This is a genomic window from Pseudomonas sp. TE24901 (assembly GCF_054058375.1).
The window spans coordinates 21297-38290 of sequence record NZ_JBSSAF010000027.1 but is presented as its reverse complement, the minus strand read 5'-3'; the positions used below and the strand labels follow the sequence as shown (position 1 = coordinate 38290).

Below are 16994 nucleotides of genomic sequence, written 5' to 3'. Positions count from 1 at the left end.
TCCCCATGTGAGAGTAGGTCATCGTCAAGATTAAATTCCGAAACCCCATTTGCGAAAGCAGATGGGGTTTTGTTTTGGGCGGTCGAAAACCGGATTACCCCACATCCCCCGACAACGCTGACGGTGATGGGGGTGACACAAATCTTGCTCAGTCATAGAGCGCCGACTTGGCGCTTTAGCGACATAGAGCGATTCCACCTCTGGCTAATCAGCGTATTTTCCAGGGCACTATCGATATCCCGTCTGAGAGCGCAGCCCAGCAAAGGACTGCCTTCCTCACCATCATCCAGGCATGAGTTCTTGATCGACCCAACAATTGCGGATCGCCTTTAGCGCACGCATGTATCGGCTCAGCTGGCCAAGCCTGATAACTATTGGGAGGGACGTTCAGCGCCAGGCGAAGACGTGCACGGAATAGTTAGCCGCTTGATAGACACATACTTCAGCCACAGGCCTCGGCAAACTGCGCGTCAGATTTTCCTATCTGTTCCTTTCCTCAATAACCTGCTTGACCTCTGCTCGCAGATGACTCCGTTCAGCGGGCTGCCGCCAGCCTGTAGCCCGAATGCAAAGCTGCCACATCAACCACACGCAGCTTCCTTTCAGCCGCCTAGTCACGAATGATGGCTTTCGCCGCCCACAAAAAAGCCCCTGTCACCGAGACGTGACAGGGGCTTTTTTCGTTTCAATCACTCGGTCAAGCGGGTTGCGCCGCCAAGCTATTGCTCACCTTACGCCCCAGCACCAATACCGTGACAAACCCACAGCCCACCAGCGCCGTGGCCAAGCTCAACAGTACCGAACTGCCCATCTGGTCAACGATCCGCCCGCCGAAGAACGAGCCCAAGGCAATGATCACCTGGAACAGGGCGACAAACAGCGGCATGCCGCGTTCGACGTCCTTAGGCGCCACGACAAACATCCAGATGCTGGCACAGGCCGGGAAGGCGCCGAAGGCGAAGCCCCAGAGTGCGATCAGCATCGTCGCGCCCGTCAGGCCGGTGGCGAAGTAGGGGAACAGCGCAGTGCTGGTGCCGATCATCAGCGCAACCAGCAACAGGGTGTAGCGCACGCTGCGATTGGCGGCAAAGCCGGCGAAAACGTTACCCGCCACGCCTGCCACACCAAACATTAACAACAGCGAGCCAATGGTCGGGCCATCAAAGCCGGAGCTGTTTTTAAAGAACGGTGCCACATAGGTGTACGCAGCAAAGTGCGCCAGGCCAATCATCAAGACCGCGATCAAACCCACACGAGCCCGTGGATTGATGAACAAGGCCGGCAGGTCACTGACAAGAATGGCCTTCTCCGGCTTGAGCTGAGGCAGCAGGAACACCTGCGCCAGTACTACCGGTACGCCCAGCAATGCGGTGACCAGGAACGTCATGCGCCAGCCCATCAAGCCGCTGAGCCAGGTACCAACGGGCACACCCAGAACAGTGGCGAGTGTCACGCCCATCATGATGATCGACGTGGCCTTCGCTACACCCACGCCCTTGGGAGCCAAACGGCCACTTAGCGCAATGGCGGTGGCCCAGAACCCACCGATACTGATGCCCAGCAATACGCGGCCGAATAGCAACAGGCTGAAATCGCTGGCAAAGGCCACGACGGTGTTGGCGATGATCATGATCAGCGTCAGGCTGATCAGCAGGTAGCGGCGGTCCATGGCGCCAATGATGACCGACAGCAACGGCGCTGCGAGCGCGGCCATGATGCCGGGCAGGGTGACCATCAGGCCGGCATGCCCGGCACTGATGCCCAGGTCCGCAGCCACGTCGTTGAGCACGCCCACCGGCAGGAACTCGCTGGTCACCAGGGCAAAGGCGCCCACGGCCACGGAGAGAATCGCCAGCCACTGCTGTTTGACGCTTTGTTGATTATGTTCGGGACGGCCGCGTGGGGCCTGTGTCGCGCTTGGCATGGTGTTGGGTTCCAAGATGAATGTCGCCTGAAGCCAGGCGGGGGAAGGGAGTCAGGGGGCGATTATATAAACCGGTCTTGATGATTGAGCAGGCGACCCGTTCGATAGTAATCATCAGTGCAATCGATGAGTCCCACGCCACAGATGTCACTTTCGCGCCATTTTAAAAACCTTGCCTACAGGAGGCGCATTGCGATAACGACGGCAACTTATTACGTTGTGCTAGCGCGCCAGATCGGGCGCATCCAACTGCAAAGGAATTGCATCATGAGCAAGAACACCAAGAAAACCTCCGACAAAGTCGCGACGTTGGCCGCACAAACGCTTAACAACCCAGGCGCTACGGCCACTGCCAAAAGCCTTGCCGCGTCAGCGCTGGCCCAGAAGAACACCGGCAAGCAGACCGGTGCAGAGCTGGAGGAAACAGCCGCAAAAGTGTTGGGCAGCGATGACTACAGCGAAGACACCAAAACCCTTGCAGCCTCGGTGCTCTCCCAAGCCAATAAGGAACGTTAACAAAACGCAAAAGCCCCGTAGCTGAGCCGGCTGCGGGGCTTTTGCGTTTCCGAGTGCCCAACTCACACCGAATCAACAGCATAAAAAATCACAGCCTCACCGAATAACCTTCCTCACTGCGGTGTTCACCCCACAGACCACCCAGGAAACGCCCATGAGCCTCCATGTCGACCGCTACGACCGCCTCACCCGCACCTTCCATTGGCTCACCGCCGCCGTGGTGATCTTCATGTTTGCCAGCGCACATATCTGGGAAAACCTGGAGAAGGGCACACCACTGCGCAAAGGCCTGCAGTCGGTGCACATCTCCTTGGGGATCGCCATGGCGGTGTTGATCGCTGCGCGGATTGTCTGGCGCCTGTCCGGCGGCAGTCGCCCCGCCCTTAACGTGCTGGCGAAAATGGCGCATGGTTGCCTGTACCTGTTGCTGCTGGCACAGATCGGTTTGGGTTTTATGTTCCGTTGGGCCCAGGGGGAACCGTTCACCTTTTTCGGCACGTTTTCCATCCCGGCGCCTTTTGTGGTCGATCATGCCTGGCGCGGGACGCTGGGCGGCCTGCACGACACGGTAGCCTGGGCGATCATCCTGTTGGCGGGTCTGCATGCCGTGGCTGCCCTCTGGCACCACTATGTGATGGGCGACAACACGTTGCGTCGCATGCTGCCCGGTTCACGCAATGCGTTTGAAAAGTGATGTTGGCCGCTGTACCTCCCCATCGTTACGGAGCATGAAAACCATGAAGAACCGCCACGAACACGCCGTTGGCTACCGTACCGCACTGTTCTTCGGTGCTTGCCTGACTACCGCCTTGCTCGCAGGCCAGGCCCGCGCATCGGGTGACGAATCCGCGCCGCCCAAGCCCAATTGCCCCAAAGGCCAGGTCTGGGACACCAAGACCGGCAAGTGCGTGCTGCAAACCAGCAAGGCCACGTCGGACGCCGACCGCACTGATTACGCCTACCGCCTGGCCAAGGATGGGCGTTACGACGAAGCCCTGGCACTGCTCGATACCCTGCAAGACCCGAACACCGCCAAGGCCCTCAACTATCGCGGCTACGCCACCCGCAAGCTGGGGCGCACCGACGAAGGCATCGGCTATTACCTGAAGTCCGTGGCGCTCGACCCCAACTATGCCCAAGTCCGCGAGTACCTGGGTGAGGCCTACGTGATCAAGGGCCGCATCGACCTGGCGCAGGAGCAGCTGGTGAAGATCAAAGCCTTGTGCAGCACCACCTGCGAAGAATATGAAGACCTGGCTGACGCGATCGCCCATGCGCCCGAGGCATAAAACCGTGAATGAACACACAGGGGGCTGCCATCACCCCAGAGGCTGAGTTTCGTCGCGAGCTGGGCCAGTTATTGCCGCGTTTATGGCGATACGGGCTGGTGTTGTCGCGGCAAAAGCACCTGGCCGAAGACTTGGTGCAGGCCACCTGTGTGCGGGCGTTGGAACGTGCCGGGCAGTTTGCCGCCGGCACACGACTGGATCGCTGGCTGCTGGCGATCATGCATTCGATCTGGCTCAACGAAGTGCGCGCGCAGCGGGTGCGCCAGGGGCAGGGCTTCGTGGATGCGGAGCAGGAATTGTCCTTCGACGGCGAAAGCCTGGCCCAGGAACAGGTACTCGCCGCCCAAGTCATCAAGCGTGTGAACGGGCTGCCCGAAGCCCAGCGCGAAACGGTTTTTCTGGCGTATGTGGAAGGGCTTTCATACAAGGAGATTGCCGAGGTGCTGCATATCCCGGTGGGAACCGTCATGAGCCGATTGGCGGCCGCACGGGCGAAGCTGGCTGAAACCGCCCCTTCACAAGCCCAACCGGACAAGACCCGTGGAGAACGGCGATGACCCTGACTGACGCACCTTCCGACGAACTGTTGGTGGCTTACCTGGATGGCGAACTGGATGCCCTGCAGCACCAGCTCATCACCGATCGGCTCAGCGTTGATCCCGCCCTGGCTACGCGCCTGGAGGCATTGCAGGTGGCTGATCTACCCTTCAAGGCTGCCTTCGACTCACTGCTCGACCAGGCACCCACCGAGCGTTTGCAGGCGATGCTCAAATCGCAACCCTCGGCGCAAGCCCCCGCCTTGAGCCGGCGCCGCTTCCTGGCCATGGCCGCCGGTTTTGCCGTGGCCGGGGTGATTACCGACCGCCTGTTCATGCGTTGGCCTCGCCCGGAACCCGGCCAGGGCTGGCGGGCGTCGGTCGCCGAATACATGGCCTTGTACACCCCCCAGACCCTGGAGAACCTCAGCGCCGAACCCGCCTCCCACGTGGCGCAACTGAGTTCGGTCGGCGCGCAATTGGGCCTGCCGTTGTCGCCTGAGGCCGTGAACCTGCCCGGCGCCGAATTCCGGCGTGCGCAAATCCTCGACTATGACGGCGCATTGATCGGCCAGCTGACCTACCTGGACCCACTTCACGGCCCACTGGCGCTGTGCATCACCGCCAGCCGCAAGGGTGCGCAACCTGCCGCTACCGAGCAGCGGCGGGGGATGAACGTGGTGTATTGGGCCAGTGCTACCCACGGCTTCATGCTGATCGGGCGCAACCCGTTCGAAGCGCTGCAGCGCATGGCTCGCAGTGTCGAGAACACATTGCCCGCGTGAACTCAGTGGGTGGTGCCCTGCGAGGCGCGCCAGCGCGCGGGTGTCGTGCCTTCCCAGGTACGAAAGGCGCGATAAAACGAATTGGTGTCTTCGTAACCGAGCAAGCCGGCGATTTCCTCTATCTCGATCGTCGGTTCTGCCAACAGATGGCGCACTATCTCCTGGCGGGTTTCCAGCATCAATTGGCGAAAGCTGGTGCCTTCCTCGGTGATACGCCGCTGCAACGTGCGCTCGCTCATGCCCATGTCCCGCGCCACCTCGACCATCTCCGGGCGACCGCTGGCGAGAATGCGCTTGAGCGCACCCTTGACCTGATGGCTGATCGTGGGCAATGCCGTCGCTTCGGCCAATGCGGCGGTCAGGACCGGGTTGAGTATGTCGAGCAGTTCCGGGTTGTGCCCGGGGAAGGGCCGGTTCAAGTCAGCAGCGTCAAACACCAAGGCATTACGCTCGGCGCCGAAACGCACCGGGCAGCCAAAAAAATCGGCCAGGACGGTGTTGCCACATTCCGGTCGGGCCAATTCAACATGATGCGGGATGATGTGCACCCTGGAACCGCGCCGGCCCAGTTCGACGAACGTGGCAAAGGCGGCGTCGATAAACAACGTCGGCGGGTGCGCCTGAGTGCGCAACCAGTCGAGGGTGATGGTGCAGGTGCTGCCTTCTTCGGTCACGTGCACCCGTTCGGGGGTGCACAGTTGCTTGAAGCGGGCGAGACGGTGCAGGCCATCCCGAAAGTCGCGGGCAATGAAGGCGGCAAAACTCGCAGGGGGCAATGTTGCACTGTCCAGCTGGGTGACCAGCAAGATGCCGGCCGCCGGGTCCGGATTGAGCGTGCCGATGGCCTCCCACAAACGGAAAAACTCGGGCGTCGTTACCTGACGACGGTCGCGCCGCTCGTGAAGGTTGAGCGTCACCGGCAGCCGTGCCTGACGCAACACCGCCGAAGGCTCCAGCCCGATGGTTTTCAGGGCTTGCCAGAAAACATCCGGGATGTTGAAACGGGATTGGCGTGCATCAGGCATGGGCCACCTTTTCAGTCGAACAAATCAATCAGAGGCCGACACACTGAGGTCATGCCATTTCTTGTCGGAAGCCGCCAGCTCTTCCGCCGCCCGCGCTGCGTATTGCACCGCGTCACTTCCGATCAACAGGCGCAGCGGCGCCTCTTTGTTCAGGGCCAACTCCAGTACGATCTCGGCAACCCGAGCCGGGCCGGTCGGCAAGATACCAGGGGAATTCAGCAACTCGACCAGCACGCCGACGCTTTGCTGATAGGGCTCGCTGATCGGGGGGATGGTCATGGACGAGCCCGACCAGTCGGTGCGCATGCCACCCGGTTCCAGCACCGTCACTTGCACCCCGAGCGGGGTCACCTCTTGCGCCAACACCGTCGAGAACCCGCCCACGGCCCATTTTGCACTCTGGTAAGCCGCCAAACCGGCCATGCCGATACGCCCGCCGAGGGACGATACCTGGAAGATATGCCCGCTGCCCTGGGCTCGCAGCACCGGAACCACGGCCTTGCTCACGTGCACCACACCGTAGAAGTTAGTGTTGATCTGCGCCGTGAAGTCTTCCAGCGTCACATCCTCAACCGACGCCAAGTCCCCGTAACCCGCGTTGTTGACCACCACATCCAGCCGGCCAAAATGCGCCACCGCAGCCGCGACGACTTTCACCACCTGCGTGTTGTCCGTCACATCCAGCTGCAGGGGCAAAACCGCATCGCCGTATTCAGCGACCAGGTCATCCAATTGACGGGGGTTGCGCGCCGTCGCCACCACACGGTCGCCGGCGCGCAGGGCCGCTTCGGTAATAGCGCGGCCAAGGCCACGGGAACTGCCAGTGATAAACCAGAACTTGGACATGGAACACCTCTTCATAGGAAACAACCAGTGAACGAAGGATGTTCGATAGACGCGCTTTCCACACTAGCAGCAAGCCGCCACCCGACTTGCAAAACCCGCCAATTATGGGGCATGTCGCGTATTTGTAGTGAGCGGGCTAGCCCCGCGCCGCGGTACATCAGGCAAAAACAATACGCCTGACACGCCGCTGCGGTGTATCAGCTCAGCAGGATGTCGCCGCGCGGGGCAAGTCCGCTCACGACGCCAATCGAGCCGTGAGACGCTCGATAAATACGCCTTCGGCCCGACTCATCTTCTGCTCCCGGTTCCACAGCAGATGAATATCCACATCCGCGATCCCCTCATCCGGCGGTAGCCGCCACAGCAGCCCGTTCTTCTCATCCTCGGCCACCACATGGATCGGCAGGCAACCCAGGCCGAACCCGGCGATCACCAACCGGCGCACCTCTTCAAGGCTGGACGACGACGCCACGATCCGCCCGCTGAAGCCCTGCTGGTCGCGGAAGATCGTCAAGGGCGACAACATCCCGCCAATCTGGTCGCTGGTAAAACTCACGAAGTTCTCCGACTGCAAATCCCCCTCCGCCAGGCCGCTGCGCCCAAACAACGGATGGTGTCGTCCGCAGAAAAACGCATAGCGCTGACGCAAGAACAGGTGCTGTTCCAGACGCGGCTGTGGCCGGCGATTAAGGCTCAGGCCCAGGGTCGCGGTTTTTTCGAGGAGGGCGGCGACGATGTCCGAGCTGCGCATCACCTCCACTTCCAGGTCGACCCGGGGATGCTCGCGGTGAAAGTCGGCAAGGAAGTCGTCGAAGGTGTGCGACTCGATGCGGCTGATCATCAGCAAGCGCACTTTGCCGAGTACCTCATCGCCGGGTTTTTGCAGGGCGTTGCTCATCTGCGACACCTGGCCATACATCTCGCCGGCAATGGCAAAGATCTGTTCACCGGCGTCGGTCAGCACAAAGCGCGGGCCACGGCGGGCGATGAGCTCGCAGTCGAGTTGTTCTTCCAGGCGCTTGAGGGCCTGGCTGATGGCCGGTTGCGTCAAGTGCAGGCGGGCGGCGGCGCGGCTGATGCTCAGTTCCTGGCCGATCACGCGGAAGGTGCGCAGCAGGTTCCAGTCCAGGCGGTCGTTGAGCAGCGGGTGAATATCGCGGCGAGGTTCGGGCATGGCGCGGCTCGATAATAAGCAGGATTTATAATTTGAATAATAAATAGAAAATTGACTAATCATAGCCCGGCGACGATAAATCACCCTCAACAAGCGCCATCAGAGCGCGCCCGTTTGACTTTCTCCTGCCAAAAAAATAACCAAAGGAGCCCGCCCCATGAAGCCTTCCGCTTCGCCACAGCCCCGCCGTGCTGCGGCCGCCGCTTTTATCGGCACCATGATCGAGTGGTACGACTTTTACATCTACGCCACTGCCGCCGCGCTGGTGTTCGGCCAACTGTTTTTCCCCTCCGACGACAAGCTGTTCAGCACCATGGCCGCCTTCGGTACCTTCGCCGTGGGCTTCTTTGCACGGCCCTTGGGCGGCATTGTGTTCGGCCACATCGGCGACCGTATCGGGCGCAAGAAATCTCTGGTGATCACCTTGGTGATGATGGGCGTGGTCACCGTGTGTATCGGCCTGCTGCCGACCTACGCGCAAATCGGCGTTGCGGCGCCGGTGATGCTGATTCTGCTGCGCGTGGTGCAAGGGATTGCCGTGGGCGGAGAGTGGGGCGGTGCAGTGCTGATGGCCGGTGAGCACGCGCCGAAAGGCCGTCGAAACTTCTTTGCCTCTTTCGCCCAGTTGGGCAGCCCGGCCGGTTTGATCCTGTCGTTGCTGGCGTTCAGTGCGGTCACCCGTTTGCCGGAAGAAGACCTGCTGAGCTGGGGCTGGCGTGTGCCGTTCCTGGCCAGCGCCCTGTTGCTGATTGTAGGCCTGGCGATTCGCCTGGGGGTGAACGAATCCCCCGAGTTTCTCGAAGACAAAGCCCAGGCTGAAAAAGCGCGGGCGATCAAGAAAGACCAGGCCCCCGTCATTGAAGTGCTGCGCACCGCTTGGCGCCCGCTGTTGCTGTGCATTGGCGCCAACACCCTGGGCATCGCCGGCGTGTATTTCACCAACACCTTCATGATTGCCTACAGCACTCAGCAACTGGGCCTACCGCGCTCGCTGATTCTAGAGTGCTTGTTCTTCGTCGCGATCATCCAGTTCTGCATCCAGCCCCTGGCCGCCTGGGTGGCCGAAAAGGTCGGCGCCACGCGCTTCCTCTGCGCTATGACCGTGCTGGCAATGGCTTCGCCTTACCCGATGTTCGTGCTGGTCAGCAGCGGGCAGGCCCCGTTGATCATCCTCGGCATCGCCCTGGCGGTGGTGTGCATGGCCTCGTTTTATGCCGTGATTGCCGGTTTTGTCAGCGGCCTGTTCGAAACCCGCGTGCGCTACACCGCGATCTCCCTGGCCTATCAGGTGTGCGGTGCGCTGGCGGGTGGCTTGACGCCCTTGATCGGCACCTGGCTGGCCCATGAATACCAGGGCCAATGGTGGCCGATGGCAGTGTTCTACAGCGTGATCGCGGCGGTTTCGCTGGTGTGCGTACTGGCGTTGTCGCGCCGTCACGCCACCGCTCACCGTCATGAAATGGCACACAGTGTTTGAGGGAGATTTGCGAATGTTGAAGATTAATGGCGAGCGCCTGTGGGCCAGCCTGATGGCCATGGCCGAGATCGGCGCCACCGCCCGTGGCGGCAGTTGCCGCCTGGCCCTGAGTGCCGAAGACCAGGCCGGCCGTGAGCTGTTCAGCCACTGGTGTAAAGCCGCAGGGCTGACGCTGAGCGTGGATGCCATCGGCAACCTGTTCGCCCGGCGTGCCGGCACCGACAAGGACTCCGCGCCGGTCATGATGGGCAGCCACCTCGACACGCAACCGGAAGGCGGGCGCTTCGACGGCGTCTACGGTGTGCTGGCCGGCCTGGAAGTGATCCGCAGCCTCGACGACCACGGCATCCAGACCCGCAAGCCGCTGGAAATCGCGGTGTGGACCAACGAAGAGGGCGCGCGCTTTACCCCGGCCATGCTCGGCTCGGCGGTGTTCACTGGCACCTTGGCGCTGGATAAGGCCCTGGCCACGGCGGATGTCGACGGCATCAGCGTGGCAGAGGCATTGCGCAGTACCGGCTACAACGGTGAGCGCCCGTTGGGTGGCGCGGTGGACGCGTATTTCGAAGCCCATATTGAGCAAGGCCCGATCCTGGAAGACAACGCCAAGAGCATCGGCGTGGTCACCGGCGGCCAGGCGATTCGCTGGCTCGACGTGCGGGTCGAAGGCATGGCGGCCCATGCCGGCACCACCCCGATGCCACTGCGCAAGGACGCGCTGTACGGCGCCGCGAAAATGATCCAGGCCCTGGAAAACCTGGCGGCGGATTTTGCCCCCGAAGGCCTGACCACCGTGGGCGAGCTGAGCATTGCCAAGTCATCGCGTAACACGATTCCCGGGTTGCTGAATTTCACCGTCGACCTGCGTCATCACCGTGACGCCGAAATCGATGCCATGGAACAGCAAGTGCGTGCGCGCCTGCAGGCCATCGCTGAAAAACGTGGCCTGAGCGTCACCATCAGTCCCCACTGGATCAGTCCGGCCACGCCGTTCGACGCGGACTGCGTAGCCTGTGTGCAGTCCTCGGTAGACGCCTTGGGCTACAGCCAGCAGCGCATTGTCAGTGGTGCCGGCCACGATGCCATTCACCTGGCCCGGTACTGCCCGACCGCGATGGTCTTCATCCCGTGTGTCGGCGGCCTGAGCCACAACGAGGCCGAAGACGTACTGCCCGAGGACGTGCGCCAGGGCACCGATGTGCTGCTCAATGCTGTGCTCAAACGAGCGGTTCCAGCTAATTAACGACACATTTGTGCAAGGCTGAAGACGATCTAAATGTGGGAGCTGGCTTGCCTGCGATGGCGTTCTGTCAGGCAATGATTTATCGCCTGATTCACCGCTATCGCGGGCAAGCCAGCTCCCACAGGTCCGGTGTTCACCCGCACAAATGTGCTCATCAGGAGAATCCCATGCGTACCTTTTTCCACCCCGAACAACTCCTGCACCACCCGCGCAGCTACTACTCCCGTGGCCAGATGCGCACGCCCCAGGAAGTCCCCGAGCGCGCACGCAACCTGCTGCTGGCTGCACAGACCCTGGGGTTCGACATCCAGCAACCCCAGGACCATGGCCTTGACCCACTGCTCGCCGTGCACGGCGCGCCGTACCTGGCCTTCCTGCAAGAAGCCCATCAACGCTGGAAGGAAATCCCCGAGGACTGGGGCGATGAAGTCATGTCCAACATCTTCGTGCGTGAACCCAACGCGCTGCGCGGCATCCTCGCCCAGGCGGCGCGTTACCTGGCGGATGGCAGTTGCCCGATTGGCGAACTCACCTGGCGCTCGGCCTATTGGTCGGCCCAGAGCGCCGTCGCAGCAGCCAAGGCCATCCTCGATGGCGCGCCGGCTGCCTACGCCCTGTGCCGGCCTCCGGGCCACCACGCGCGGTTCGATGCGGCGGGTGGTTTCTGCTACCTCAACAACGCAGCCGTCGCCGCCCAGGTCTTGCGTGGAGGGTTCCAACGCGTCGCCGTGCTCGACACCGACATGCACCACGGCCAGGGCATCCAGGAAATCTTCTACGAGCGCGATGACGTGCTGTACGTCTCGATCCACGGTGACCCCACCAACTTCTACCCCGGCGTCGCCGGCTTCGCCGAAGAACGCGGAAACGCAGCGGGCGAGGGCTTCAACCTCAACCTGCCCATGCCCCACGGCGCCAGTGAGGCGCTGTTCTTCGAAAAACTCGAACAGGCCCTGGCGGCGGTCAAAGACTTTTCGGCGGACGTGCTGGTGTTGTCCCTGGGCTTCGACATCTATGAGCTGGACCCGCAAAGCAAAGTCGCGGTCACGCGCGAAGGGTTTGCGCGGCTGGGGGCATGCATCCGTGGCCTGGGATTGCCCTGTGTGATCGTGCAGGAAGGCGGGTATCACCTGGAGACGCTCGACAGTAACGCCCAGGCGTTCTTTGGTGATCGTCACGCTTGGACTCAGTAGCCCGACCGCATTTCAGCTGTCAGTGAAGCAACCCCAAAAAACAAAGCCTGCCGAGCGTGATACTGGGCAGGCTTTTTCGTGTCTGGACAGGTAATCAACCCGCCCCTGTGTTCAAGCCTGTTTCATCGGTTTGATCAGACTCTCTGCCGGAATACCGAACATGGCGTGCAGCTTCCAGATCATCGGCAAGGTCAGTGCTCGTTTCCCGTTCAGCACTTCATACACTCGATTCTGACGGCCTATGGCAGGCACCAGGTCAGCGGCCGAGAGCCCGGATTGTTCCATCCTGAAGCGAATGGCATCTACCGGGTTGGGCAGGTCTACGGGAAAGTGCTTGGCTTCATAGGCCTCGATCAAGGTGATCATTACGTCGAAATAATCACCCTCCGGCGTGCCGGGCTCCGGTTCATTGTCGAACAGGGGGGAAACAGACTTCAGTGCGTCCCTGTAGTCCTGTTCAGTGTGGATAGGTCGGATATTCATGGGTTACTCCGTTTCAACGGGATCTGCGTCAATCTTGTCGTACTGCTGATGCGTACCGACGAACTTGATATAGAGCGCACCGTAGCGGTATGCCACGGCAACCACGAGCCGGTAATCGTTGCCTTTGATGTTGAAGACGACCCGTCGGCTCTTGAGAATGCTGGCGTTACGAAATTGTTCCTTGATGTCTGCGGGCGTTGCCCAGTGGGCATTTTTGGCTTCGTCCAGCCAGGCCAGCAGCGATTGTTCCGAATCCGGGTGCTTCTGCCAGAAGGTTTTGAGCTGGCTGATCGCGATAATTCTCATAGGCAGATCCTAGTCCCGTAGTGGGACTCTTGCAAGCGAGGAGGCATTTAGAAGATCTGAGTATTGCTGCAGGGAGGGTATTTGCACGCGGGAAGAGAGGATAAGTCGTTGATATTTATGACGTGTTGTTTCTTGCGTCGACGACGCGGCTGAAGCCCTATCCGTACGTTTGATAGGGCCGCGCTTAATACCGCCTGAGGGCGCAACTTGCCAGGTTTCAGGGGGTGACAGTACGCCCCTGCGGCACCAACTCCAGCACCCGATTCCTGCCGCCTTCAGCCAGCAGGTAGGTGCCACGCCCCGTCGGCACAATCGACTGCGGCGCTTTCAAAAACGACAGAATGGTTTGCTGTTTGCCCTGTGGGTCTACCAACAACAACCGTGCCCGGTGCGTCGAGTCTTCGTTGACCCACAGCCCGCGCTCATCGCACATCAAGAACGTCGGCTTGTTCAGGCCTGCCAGCACCACCGGGTCGCTGCCATCGGCGCTCAGCTCGCGCACCACGCCTTTTTTCTTTTCCGTGTAGAGCATTCGCCCGTCGGCGCAACGCACGATGGACTCGCCTTCCTGCACCTGGTCGCGCAGCACGCTCAACGACTGATCGCTCCAGCGATAGCGCAGCAGGCGGCCGGTGGGCTTGCGGTCTTCGATGGCGTAAAGGTCGTCGCCTTCATCCCAGAGCCCTTGCACGTTTTCACCCTTGAAGAGCTCAGTCACCACGCCGTCCTTGAAAAAGCTGACGGGCAAACCGCCGGATTCCTGGCTGAACACCCAGCCGCCACGGGTCGCGAACATGCCATCGGGCTTGGAAAGGTTGGCCACCACCACATCCCGTGCGCCATCTCTGTGGATACGTACGATGCTGCCTTTGCCCTTGGCAAGCTCCTGGCTGACCATCAGCGAACCGTCCGGCAACGGCATCAGCGAGGCGGCTTTCTCCACGTCCCGGTGGACCACCTGGACACTCCAGCCCGCTGCCGCGCTCACGGGGTAGAAGCTTTGCCAGGCGAAGAAACCGAGTGCCGCCAGGCAAGGGAGGCCCACGAGGGCGGCGCCGAGTCGCCATAGACGCAGGTTTTTTTTGTTAGGGGAGGCGCTGGACATTGATCACTCTGTCGAAAGAATTCGGCACGAGACTACGCAGGTCACCCGATTTTTTAAATGCACGTGGCCTGACGCTGACGCATTCGTACGATAATGTCCCCCAAATCGACCTCACTGGCCCTTCCTCGTGATCATCAACTTCGACCTCAACGACCTCCAAGCCTTCCGCGCCGTGGTAGACAAGGGCAGTTTCCGTGGCGCCGCCGAGGCCATCCGCATCTCGCAGCCTGCGCTGAGCCGGCGTATCGAGAAACTGGAGTCGGCCCTCGACGTGAAGTTGTTCGAGCGCACCACGCGGCGGGTCAGCCTGACCATGGTCGGCCGTGCCTTCCTGCCCCAGGTGGAACGCATGCTCGATGACCTCGACGTGGCCCTGATGGGCATCAGCAACGTCGCCTCCACGCGCATGGGCAACGTCACCATCGCGTGTGTGCCGTCGACCGCGTACTACTTCATGCCCCACGTGATCTCCGAATTCCACAAGCTCTATCCGAAGATTCGCCTGCGGGTGCTGGATGCCAGTGCTGGCGAAGTGTGCAATGCGGTGGAGAGTGGCGAGGCGGATTTCGGCGTGAGTTTCAGCGGCAGCCTGGCCGATGAAGTGGAGTTCGAATTGCTGCTGCAGGAGCGCTACGTACTGGCCTGTCGTCGCGATCACCCCCTGGCCGAGCGCGACAGCGTGACCTGGGCCGAAGCCTATGAGCACGACTACATCACCGTCGACAAAACCTCCGGCAACCGCTTCTTGCTGGATCAGGCCTTGCGCGGCGTGCGGGTGAAAAAACCGAGTATCTGCGAGACGCACCACGTGACCACGATGATCGGGCTGGTGGAGGCGGGCTTGGGGGTGGCGATGGTGCCGTCGATTGCGATGCCGGCCGGCACACACCCGATTCTGGTCAGCGTGCCGCTGGTAGAACCCCAGGTGATGCGCAATGTGGGCTTGATAAAACGCCGCGGGCGGACATTGCCGCCAGCGGCGCTGGAGTTGGAACGGTTGGTGCGTGAGATGCCGTTTCGGTCAGTGTGACACCGAGTCCAGGCCGGTGGATTGCACCACCGGTTGCGCCTGGGGCGACGCCAGGAACTGCAGCAGCGCCTTGGCCTGGGCCGGGTGTTCAGCGTTGACCGGAATGCCCGCCGCAAAGCGCGTTACCGATTGCACGTCTTCCGGGATCTTGCCGACGTAGGTCACGCCGGGCACCGGCAACAATTCCGCCACCTGTTGCAAGCCCACTTCGTAGTCACCCTTGGCGACCTGTTCGGCCACCGGGAGGCGTTCGATCATGGTGCCCTTGGCCGGCATGCCGAGCTTCTTGAACAGCTCCTTTTCCACATACACGCCGCTGGCGCTGTCCGAATACGCCACGGACTTGGCCTGGCTCAGCACGGCCTTGAGCTCGGCGTCGGTGCCGATCGCCGGCTTGGCCGCGCCGGCCTTCACCACCAAACCGATGCGCGAGTCTGCCAGTTCAACGCGGGAGGCCTTGTCGACCTTGCCCTGTTTGATCAGCTCATCCAGGGCGTAGCCGACCATGATCACCACGTCGGCGTGTTCGCCACGGGCCAGGCGGTTGGGAATCGCTTCCAGCGCCTTGCCCATCGATGGGCCGAGGATGGTGTCCAGGGTATCGCCGCTTTGCTGGGCATACTGCGGGCCGAGCAATTTGTAGGCGGCGGTGAAGCCCCCCGAGGTCATCACTTTGAGCTGTTCGGCCTGGGCCGTCAGCGCGAACGCGCCGAGGGCCAGGGCTGTCAGGGTCTTGAGCAGCGGGCGCATCACACCGCCTCCTGCATCACCTGCCCACGGGCGTTGGCGCGGCGGTACAGCGCGAGGGTCGAGCACAGCGCGCACAGGGCGGCAAACATCATCCAATAGGCAGGGGAGGCCTTGTCTTCGGTGATGTGGATGAACCAGGTGGAGATCGCCGGGGTGAAGCCGCCGAAGATTGCGGTCGCCAGGCTGTAGGCCAGGGAGAAGCCGGCTACGCGCACTTCAACCGGCATGATTTCGGTCAGGGCCGGGATCATGGCGCCGTTGTACATGCCGTACAGGAACGAGAACCACAACAGGGTTTCCAGCATGTGGGCGAAGCTCGGTGCGTTGACCACGAACGACAGCGCCGGGTAAGCGGTGATCACGGTCAGGGCGGTCATGGCGAGCAGCACCGGCTTGCGGCCAAAACGGTCGCTCAGGGTGCCGCCGATGGGCAGCCAGACAAAGTTCGACACCGCCACCAGCAAGGTCACCAACAGCGCGTCGGAGGTGCTCAGTTGCAGCACGGTCTTGCCGAAGGTCGGTGCGTACACGGTGATCAGATAGAACGCAGTGGTGGTCATGGCCACCATCAGCATGCCGCCGATGACCACGGTCCAGTTCTTCGCCAGGGTGGCCAGCACTTCGCGCATGGTCGGGCGATGCTTACGGTTGGCGAACTCTTCGGTCTCTTGCAGGTTGCGGCGCAGGATGAAGATGAACGGGATGATCACGCAGCCGATGGCGAACGGAATGCGCCAGCCCCAATCGGCAACGACGGCCGGTTCCATCCACACGTTCAGGCCATAACCCAGTGCAGCGGCGACCACGATGGAGATCTGTTGGCTGCCCGATTGCCAGCTGGTGTAGAAACCCTTGCGGCCCGGAGTAGCCATTTCAGCCAGGTACACCGAGACACCGCCCAGCTCCGCGCCGGCCGAGAAGCCCTGCAGCAGACGGCCCAGCAGCACCAGCGCCGGGGCCCACAGGCCAATGCTGCGGTAACCCGGCACCAGCACGATCAGCAACGTGCCGCTGGCCATGATGGACAGGGTGACGATCAGGCCTTTGCGGCGACCCACGTCATCGATATAGGCACCCAGGACAATCGCGCCCAGCGGTCGCATCAGGAAGCCCGCGCCGAACACGGCGAAGGTCATCATTAATGACGCAAACTCATTGGCAGCGGGGAAGAACGCAGCGGCGATGTAGGTGGCGTAGAAACCGAACAGAAAGAAGTCGAACTGTTCGAGGAAGTTGCCGGAAGTCACGCGGAAAACCGCACCAACTTTCGAGCGGGCAGAGTCGGGCCGGGAAGGGCTAGTCATGGTTTTGT

General features: G+C 61.6%; 18 protein-coding genes. 9 read left to right on the top strand and 9 right to left on the bottom strand.

What is annotated here, in order from left to right:
• Positions 1–697: 697 nt before the first annotated feature.
• Positions 698–1924, bottom strand: a complete 1227-nt coding sequence (locus ACVWVP_RS30570; RefSeq protein WP_178925949.1) for an MFS transporter — start codon at positions 1922–1924, stop codon at positions 698–700.
• 267 nt (positions 1925–2191) lie between these two features.
• Between ACVWVP_RS30570 and ACVWVP_RS30565 the strand changes: the two genes are divergently transcribed.
• The 5 genes from ACVWVP_RS30565 (at position 2192) to ACVWVP_RS30545 (ending at position 5050) form a co-directional block, all read left to right on the top strand.
• The gene (locus tag ACVWVP_RS30565) at positions 2192–2440 is read left to right on the top strand and encodes a hypothetical protein (protein ID WP_259175837.1); all 249 of its coding nucleotides are present in this window, start codon (positions 2192–2194) and stop codon (positions 2438–2440) included.
• A 154-nt stretch (positions 2441–2594) separates the two neighbouring features.
• Positions 2595–3134, top strand: a complete 540-nt coding sequence (locus tag ACVWVP_RS30560) for a cytochrome b (protein ID WP_457409843.1) — start codon at positions 2595–2597, stop codon at positions 3132–3134.
• Between the two features lie 43 nt (positions 3135–3177).
• On the top strand, positions 3178–3729 hold the full coding sequence (locus tag ACVWVP_RS30555) for a tetratricopeptide repeat protein (RefSeq protein WP_457409841.1): 552 nt from the start codon (positions 3178–3180) through the stop codon (positions 3727–3729).
• A gap of 59 nt (positions 3730–3788) precedes the next feature.
• On the top strand, positions 3789–4286 hold the full coding sequence (locus tag ACVWVP_RS30550) for an RNA polymerase sigma factor (protein WP_218647230.1): 498 nt from the start codon (positions 3789–3791) through the stop codon (positions 4284–4286).
• Positions 4283–5050 carry an anti-sigma factor family protein gene (locus ACVWVP_RS30545; RefSeq protein WP_457409839.1) on the top strand — a complete coding sequence of 256 codons (768 nt, stop codon included), beginning with the start codon at positions 4283–4285 and terminating at the stop codon, positions 5048–5050. The genes ACVWVP_RS30550 and ACVWVP_RS30545 overlap by 4 nt, the downstream gene beginning before the upstream one ends.
• Positions 5051–5052: 2 nt before the next feature.
• On the opposite strand, the gene ACVWVP_RS30540 is transcribed toward ACVWVP_RS30545, so the two are convergent.
• From ACVWVP_RS30540 to ACVWVP_RS30530, 3 genes are all read right to left on the bottom strand, one after another.
• Positions 5053–6075 carry an AraC family transcriptional regulator ligand-binding domain-containing protein gene (locus ACVWVP_RS30540; RefSeq protein ID WP_457409837.1) on the bottom strand — a complete coding sequence of 341 codons (1023 nt, stop codon included), beginning with the start codon at positions 6073–6075 and terminating at the stop codon, positions 5053–5055.
• Between the two features lie 24 nt (positions 6076–6099).
• Entirely contained in the window at positions 6100–6921 is an 822-nt protein-coding gene (locus ACVWVP_RS30535; RefSeq protein ID WP_457409835.1) for an SDR family NAD(P)-dependent oxidoreductase, read from the bottom strand.
• A 235-nt stretch (positions 6922–7156) separates the two neighbouring features.
• Complete coding sequence (locus ACVWVP_RS30530; RefSeq protein ID WP_457409832.1) at positions 7157–8095, bottom strand: LysR family transcriptional regulator; 939 nt, start codon at positions 8093–8095, stop codon at positions 7157–7159.
• A 157-nt stretch (positions 8096–8252) separates the two neighbouring features.
• On the opposite strand from ACVWVP_RS30530, the gene ACVWVP_RS30525 reads away from it, so the two are divergent.
• The 3 genes from ACVWVP_RS30525 (at position 8253) to ACVWVP_RS30515 (ending at position 12008) form a co-directional block, all read left to right on the top strand.
• Positions 8253–9572, top strand: coding sequence for an MFS transporter (locus ACVWVP_RS30525; RefSeq protein ID WP_259175830.1), 1320 nt, complete (start codon positions 8253–8255; stop codon positions 9570–9572).
• 13 nt (positions 9573–9585) lie between these two features.
• Positions 9586–10815 carry a Zn-dependent hydrolase gene (locus ACVWVP_RS30520; protein WP_457409829.1) on the top strand — a complete coding sequence of 410 codons (1230 nt, stop codon included), beginning with the start codon at positions 9586–9588 and terminating at the stop codon, positions 10813–10815.
• Positions 10816–10982: 167 nt separating this feature from the next.
• Positions 10983–12008, top strand: coding sequence for a histone deacetylase family protein (locus ACVWVP_RS30515; protein WP_178925938.1), 1026 nt, complete (start codon positions 10983–10985; stop codon positions 12006–12008).
• 111 nt (positions 12009–12119) lie between these two features.
• On the opposite strand, the gene ACVWVP_RS30510 is transcribed toward ACVWVP_RS30515, so the two are convergent.
• The 3 genes from ACVWVP_RS30510 to ACVWVP_RS30500 form a co-directional block, all read right to left on the bottom strand.
• On the bottom strand, positions 12120–12491 hold the full coding sequence (locus ACVWVP_RS30510; RefSeq protein ID WP_178925937.1) for a helix-turn-helix domain-containing protein: 372 nt from the start codon (positions 12489–12491) through the stop codon (positions 12120–12122).
• Positions 12492–12494: 3 nt separating this feature from the next.
• Positions 12495–12797, bottom strand: a complete 303-nt coding sequence (locus tag ACVWVP_RS30505; protein ID WP_457409825.1) for a type II toxin-antitoxin system HigB family toxin — start codon at positions 12795–12797, stop codon at positions 12495–12497.
• A 217-nt stretch (positions 12798–13014) separates the two neighbouring features.
• Entirely contained in the window at positions 13015–13902 is an 888-nt protein-coding gene (locus ACVWVP_RS30500) for an SMP-30/gluconolactonase/LRE family protein (RefSeq protein WP_259175828.1), read from the bottom strand.
• A gap of 127 nt (positions 13903–14029) precedes the next feature.
• On the opposite strand from ACVWVP_RS30500, the gene ACVWVP_RS30495 reads away from it, so the two are divergent.
• The gene (locus ACVWVP_RS30495; RefSeq protein WP_176995276.1) at positions 14030–14932 is read left to right on the top strand and encodes a LysR family transcriptional regulator; all 903 of its coding nucleotides are present in this window, start codon (positions 14030–14032) and stop codon (positions 14930–14932) included.
• Here the strand turns inward: ACVWVP_RS30495 and ACVWVP_RS30490 are convergent.
• Positions 14924–15682 (bottom strand): substrate-binding domain-containing protein, encoded by a 759-nt coding sequence (locus ACVWVP_RS30490; RefSeq protein WP_457409822.1) that lies wholly within the window; start codon positions 15680–15682, stop codon positions 14924–14926. The genes ACVWVP_RS30495 and ACVWVP_RS30490 overlap by 9 nt on opposite strands.
• Positions 15682–16986, bottom strand: coding sequence for a tricarballylate/proton symporter TcuC (tcuC, locus tag ACVWVP_RS30485; protein WP_457409820.1), 1305 nt, complete (start codon positions 16984–16986; stop codon positions 15682–15684). The genes ACVWVP_RS30490 and tcuC overlap by 1 nt, the downstream gene beginning before the upstream one ends.
• Positions 16987–16994 lie beyond the last annotated feature (8 nt).

Bases quoted from the DNA above. Each gene is read 5' to 3' on its own strand.
- ACVWVP_RS30570 (WP_178925949.1), bottom strand. From the start codon at position 1,924: ATGCCAAGCGCGACACAGGCCCCACGCGGCCGTCCCGAACATAATCAA.
- ACVWVP_RS30565 (WP_259175837.1), top strand. From the start codon at position 2,192: ATGAGCAAGAACACCAAGAAAACCTCCGACAAAGTCGCGACGTTGGCC.
- ACVWVP_RS30560 (WP_457409843.1), top strand. From the start codon at position 2,595: ATGAGCCTCCATGTCGACCGCTACGACCGCCTCACCCGCACCTTCCAT.
- ACVWVP_RS30555 (WP_457409841.1), top strand. From the start codon at position 3,178: ATGAAGAACCGCCACGAACACGCCGTTGGCTACCGTACCGCACTGTTC.
- ACVWVP_RS30545 (WP_457409839.1), top strand. From the start codon at position 4,283: ATGACCCTGACTGACGCACCTTCCGACGAACTGTTGGTGGCTTACCTG.
- ACVWVP_RS30540 (WP_457409837.1), bottom strand. From the start codon at position 6,075: ATGCCTGATGCACGCCAATCCCGTTTCAACATCCCGGATGTTTTCTGG.
- ACVWVP_RS30535 (WP_457409835.1), bottom strand. From the start codon at position 6,921: ATGTCCAAGTTCTGGTTTATCACTGGCAGTTCCCGTGGCCTTGGCCGC.
- ACVWVP_RS30530 (WP_457409832.1), bottom strand. From the start codon at position 8,095: ATGCCCGAACCTCGCCGCGATATTCACCCGCTGCTCAACGACCGCCTG.
- ACVWVP_RS30525 (WP_259175830.1), top strand. From the start codon at position 8,253: ATGAAGCCTTCCGCTTCGCCACAGCCCCGCCGTGCTGCGGCCGCCGCT.
- ACVWVP_RS30520 (WP_457409829.1), top strand. From the start codon at position 9,586: ATGTTGAAGATTAATGGCGAGCGCCTGTGGGCCAGCCTGATGGCCATG.
- ACVWVP_RS30515 (WP_178925938.1), top strand. From the start codon at position 10,983: ATGCGTACCTTTTTCCACCCCGAACAACTCCTGCACCACCCGCGCAGC.
- ACVWVP_RS30510 (WP_178925937.1), bottom strand. From the start codon at position 12,491: ATGAATATCCGACCTATCCACACTGAACAGGACTACAGGGACGCACTG.
- ACVWVP_RS30505 (WP_457409825.1), bottom strand. From the start codon at position 12,797: ATGAGAATTATCGCGATCAGCCAGCTCAAAACCTTCTGGCAGAAGCAC.
- ACVWVP_RS30500 (WP_259175828.1), bottom strand. From the start codon at position 13,902: ATGTCCAGCGCCTCCCCTAACAAAAAAAACCTGCGTCTATGGCGACTC.
- ACVWVP_RS30490 (WP_457409822.1), bottom strand. From the start codon at position 15,682: ATGCGCCCGCTGCTCAAGACCCTGACAGCCCTGGCCCTCGGCGCGTTC.
- tcuC (WP_457409820.1), bottom strand. From the start codon at position 16,986: ATGACTAGCCCTTCCCGGCCCGACTCTGCCCGCTCGAAAGTTGGTGCG.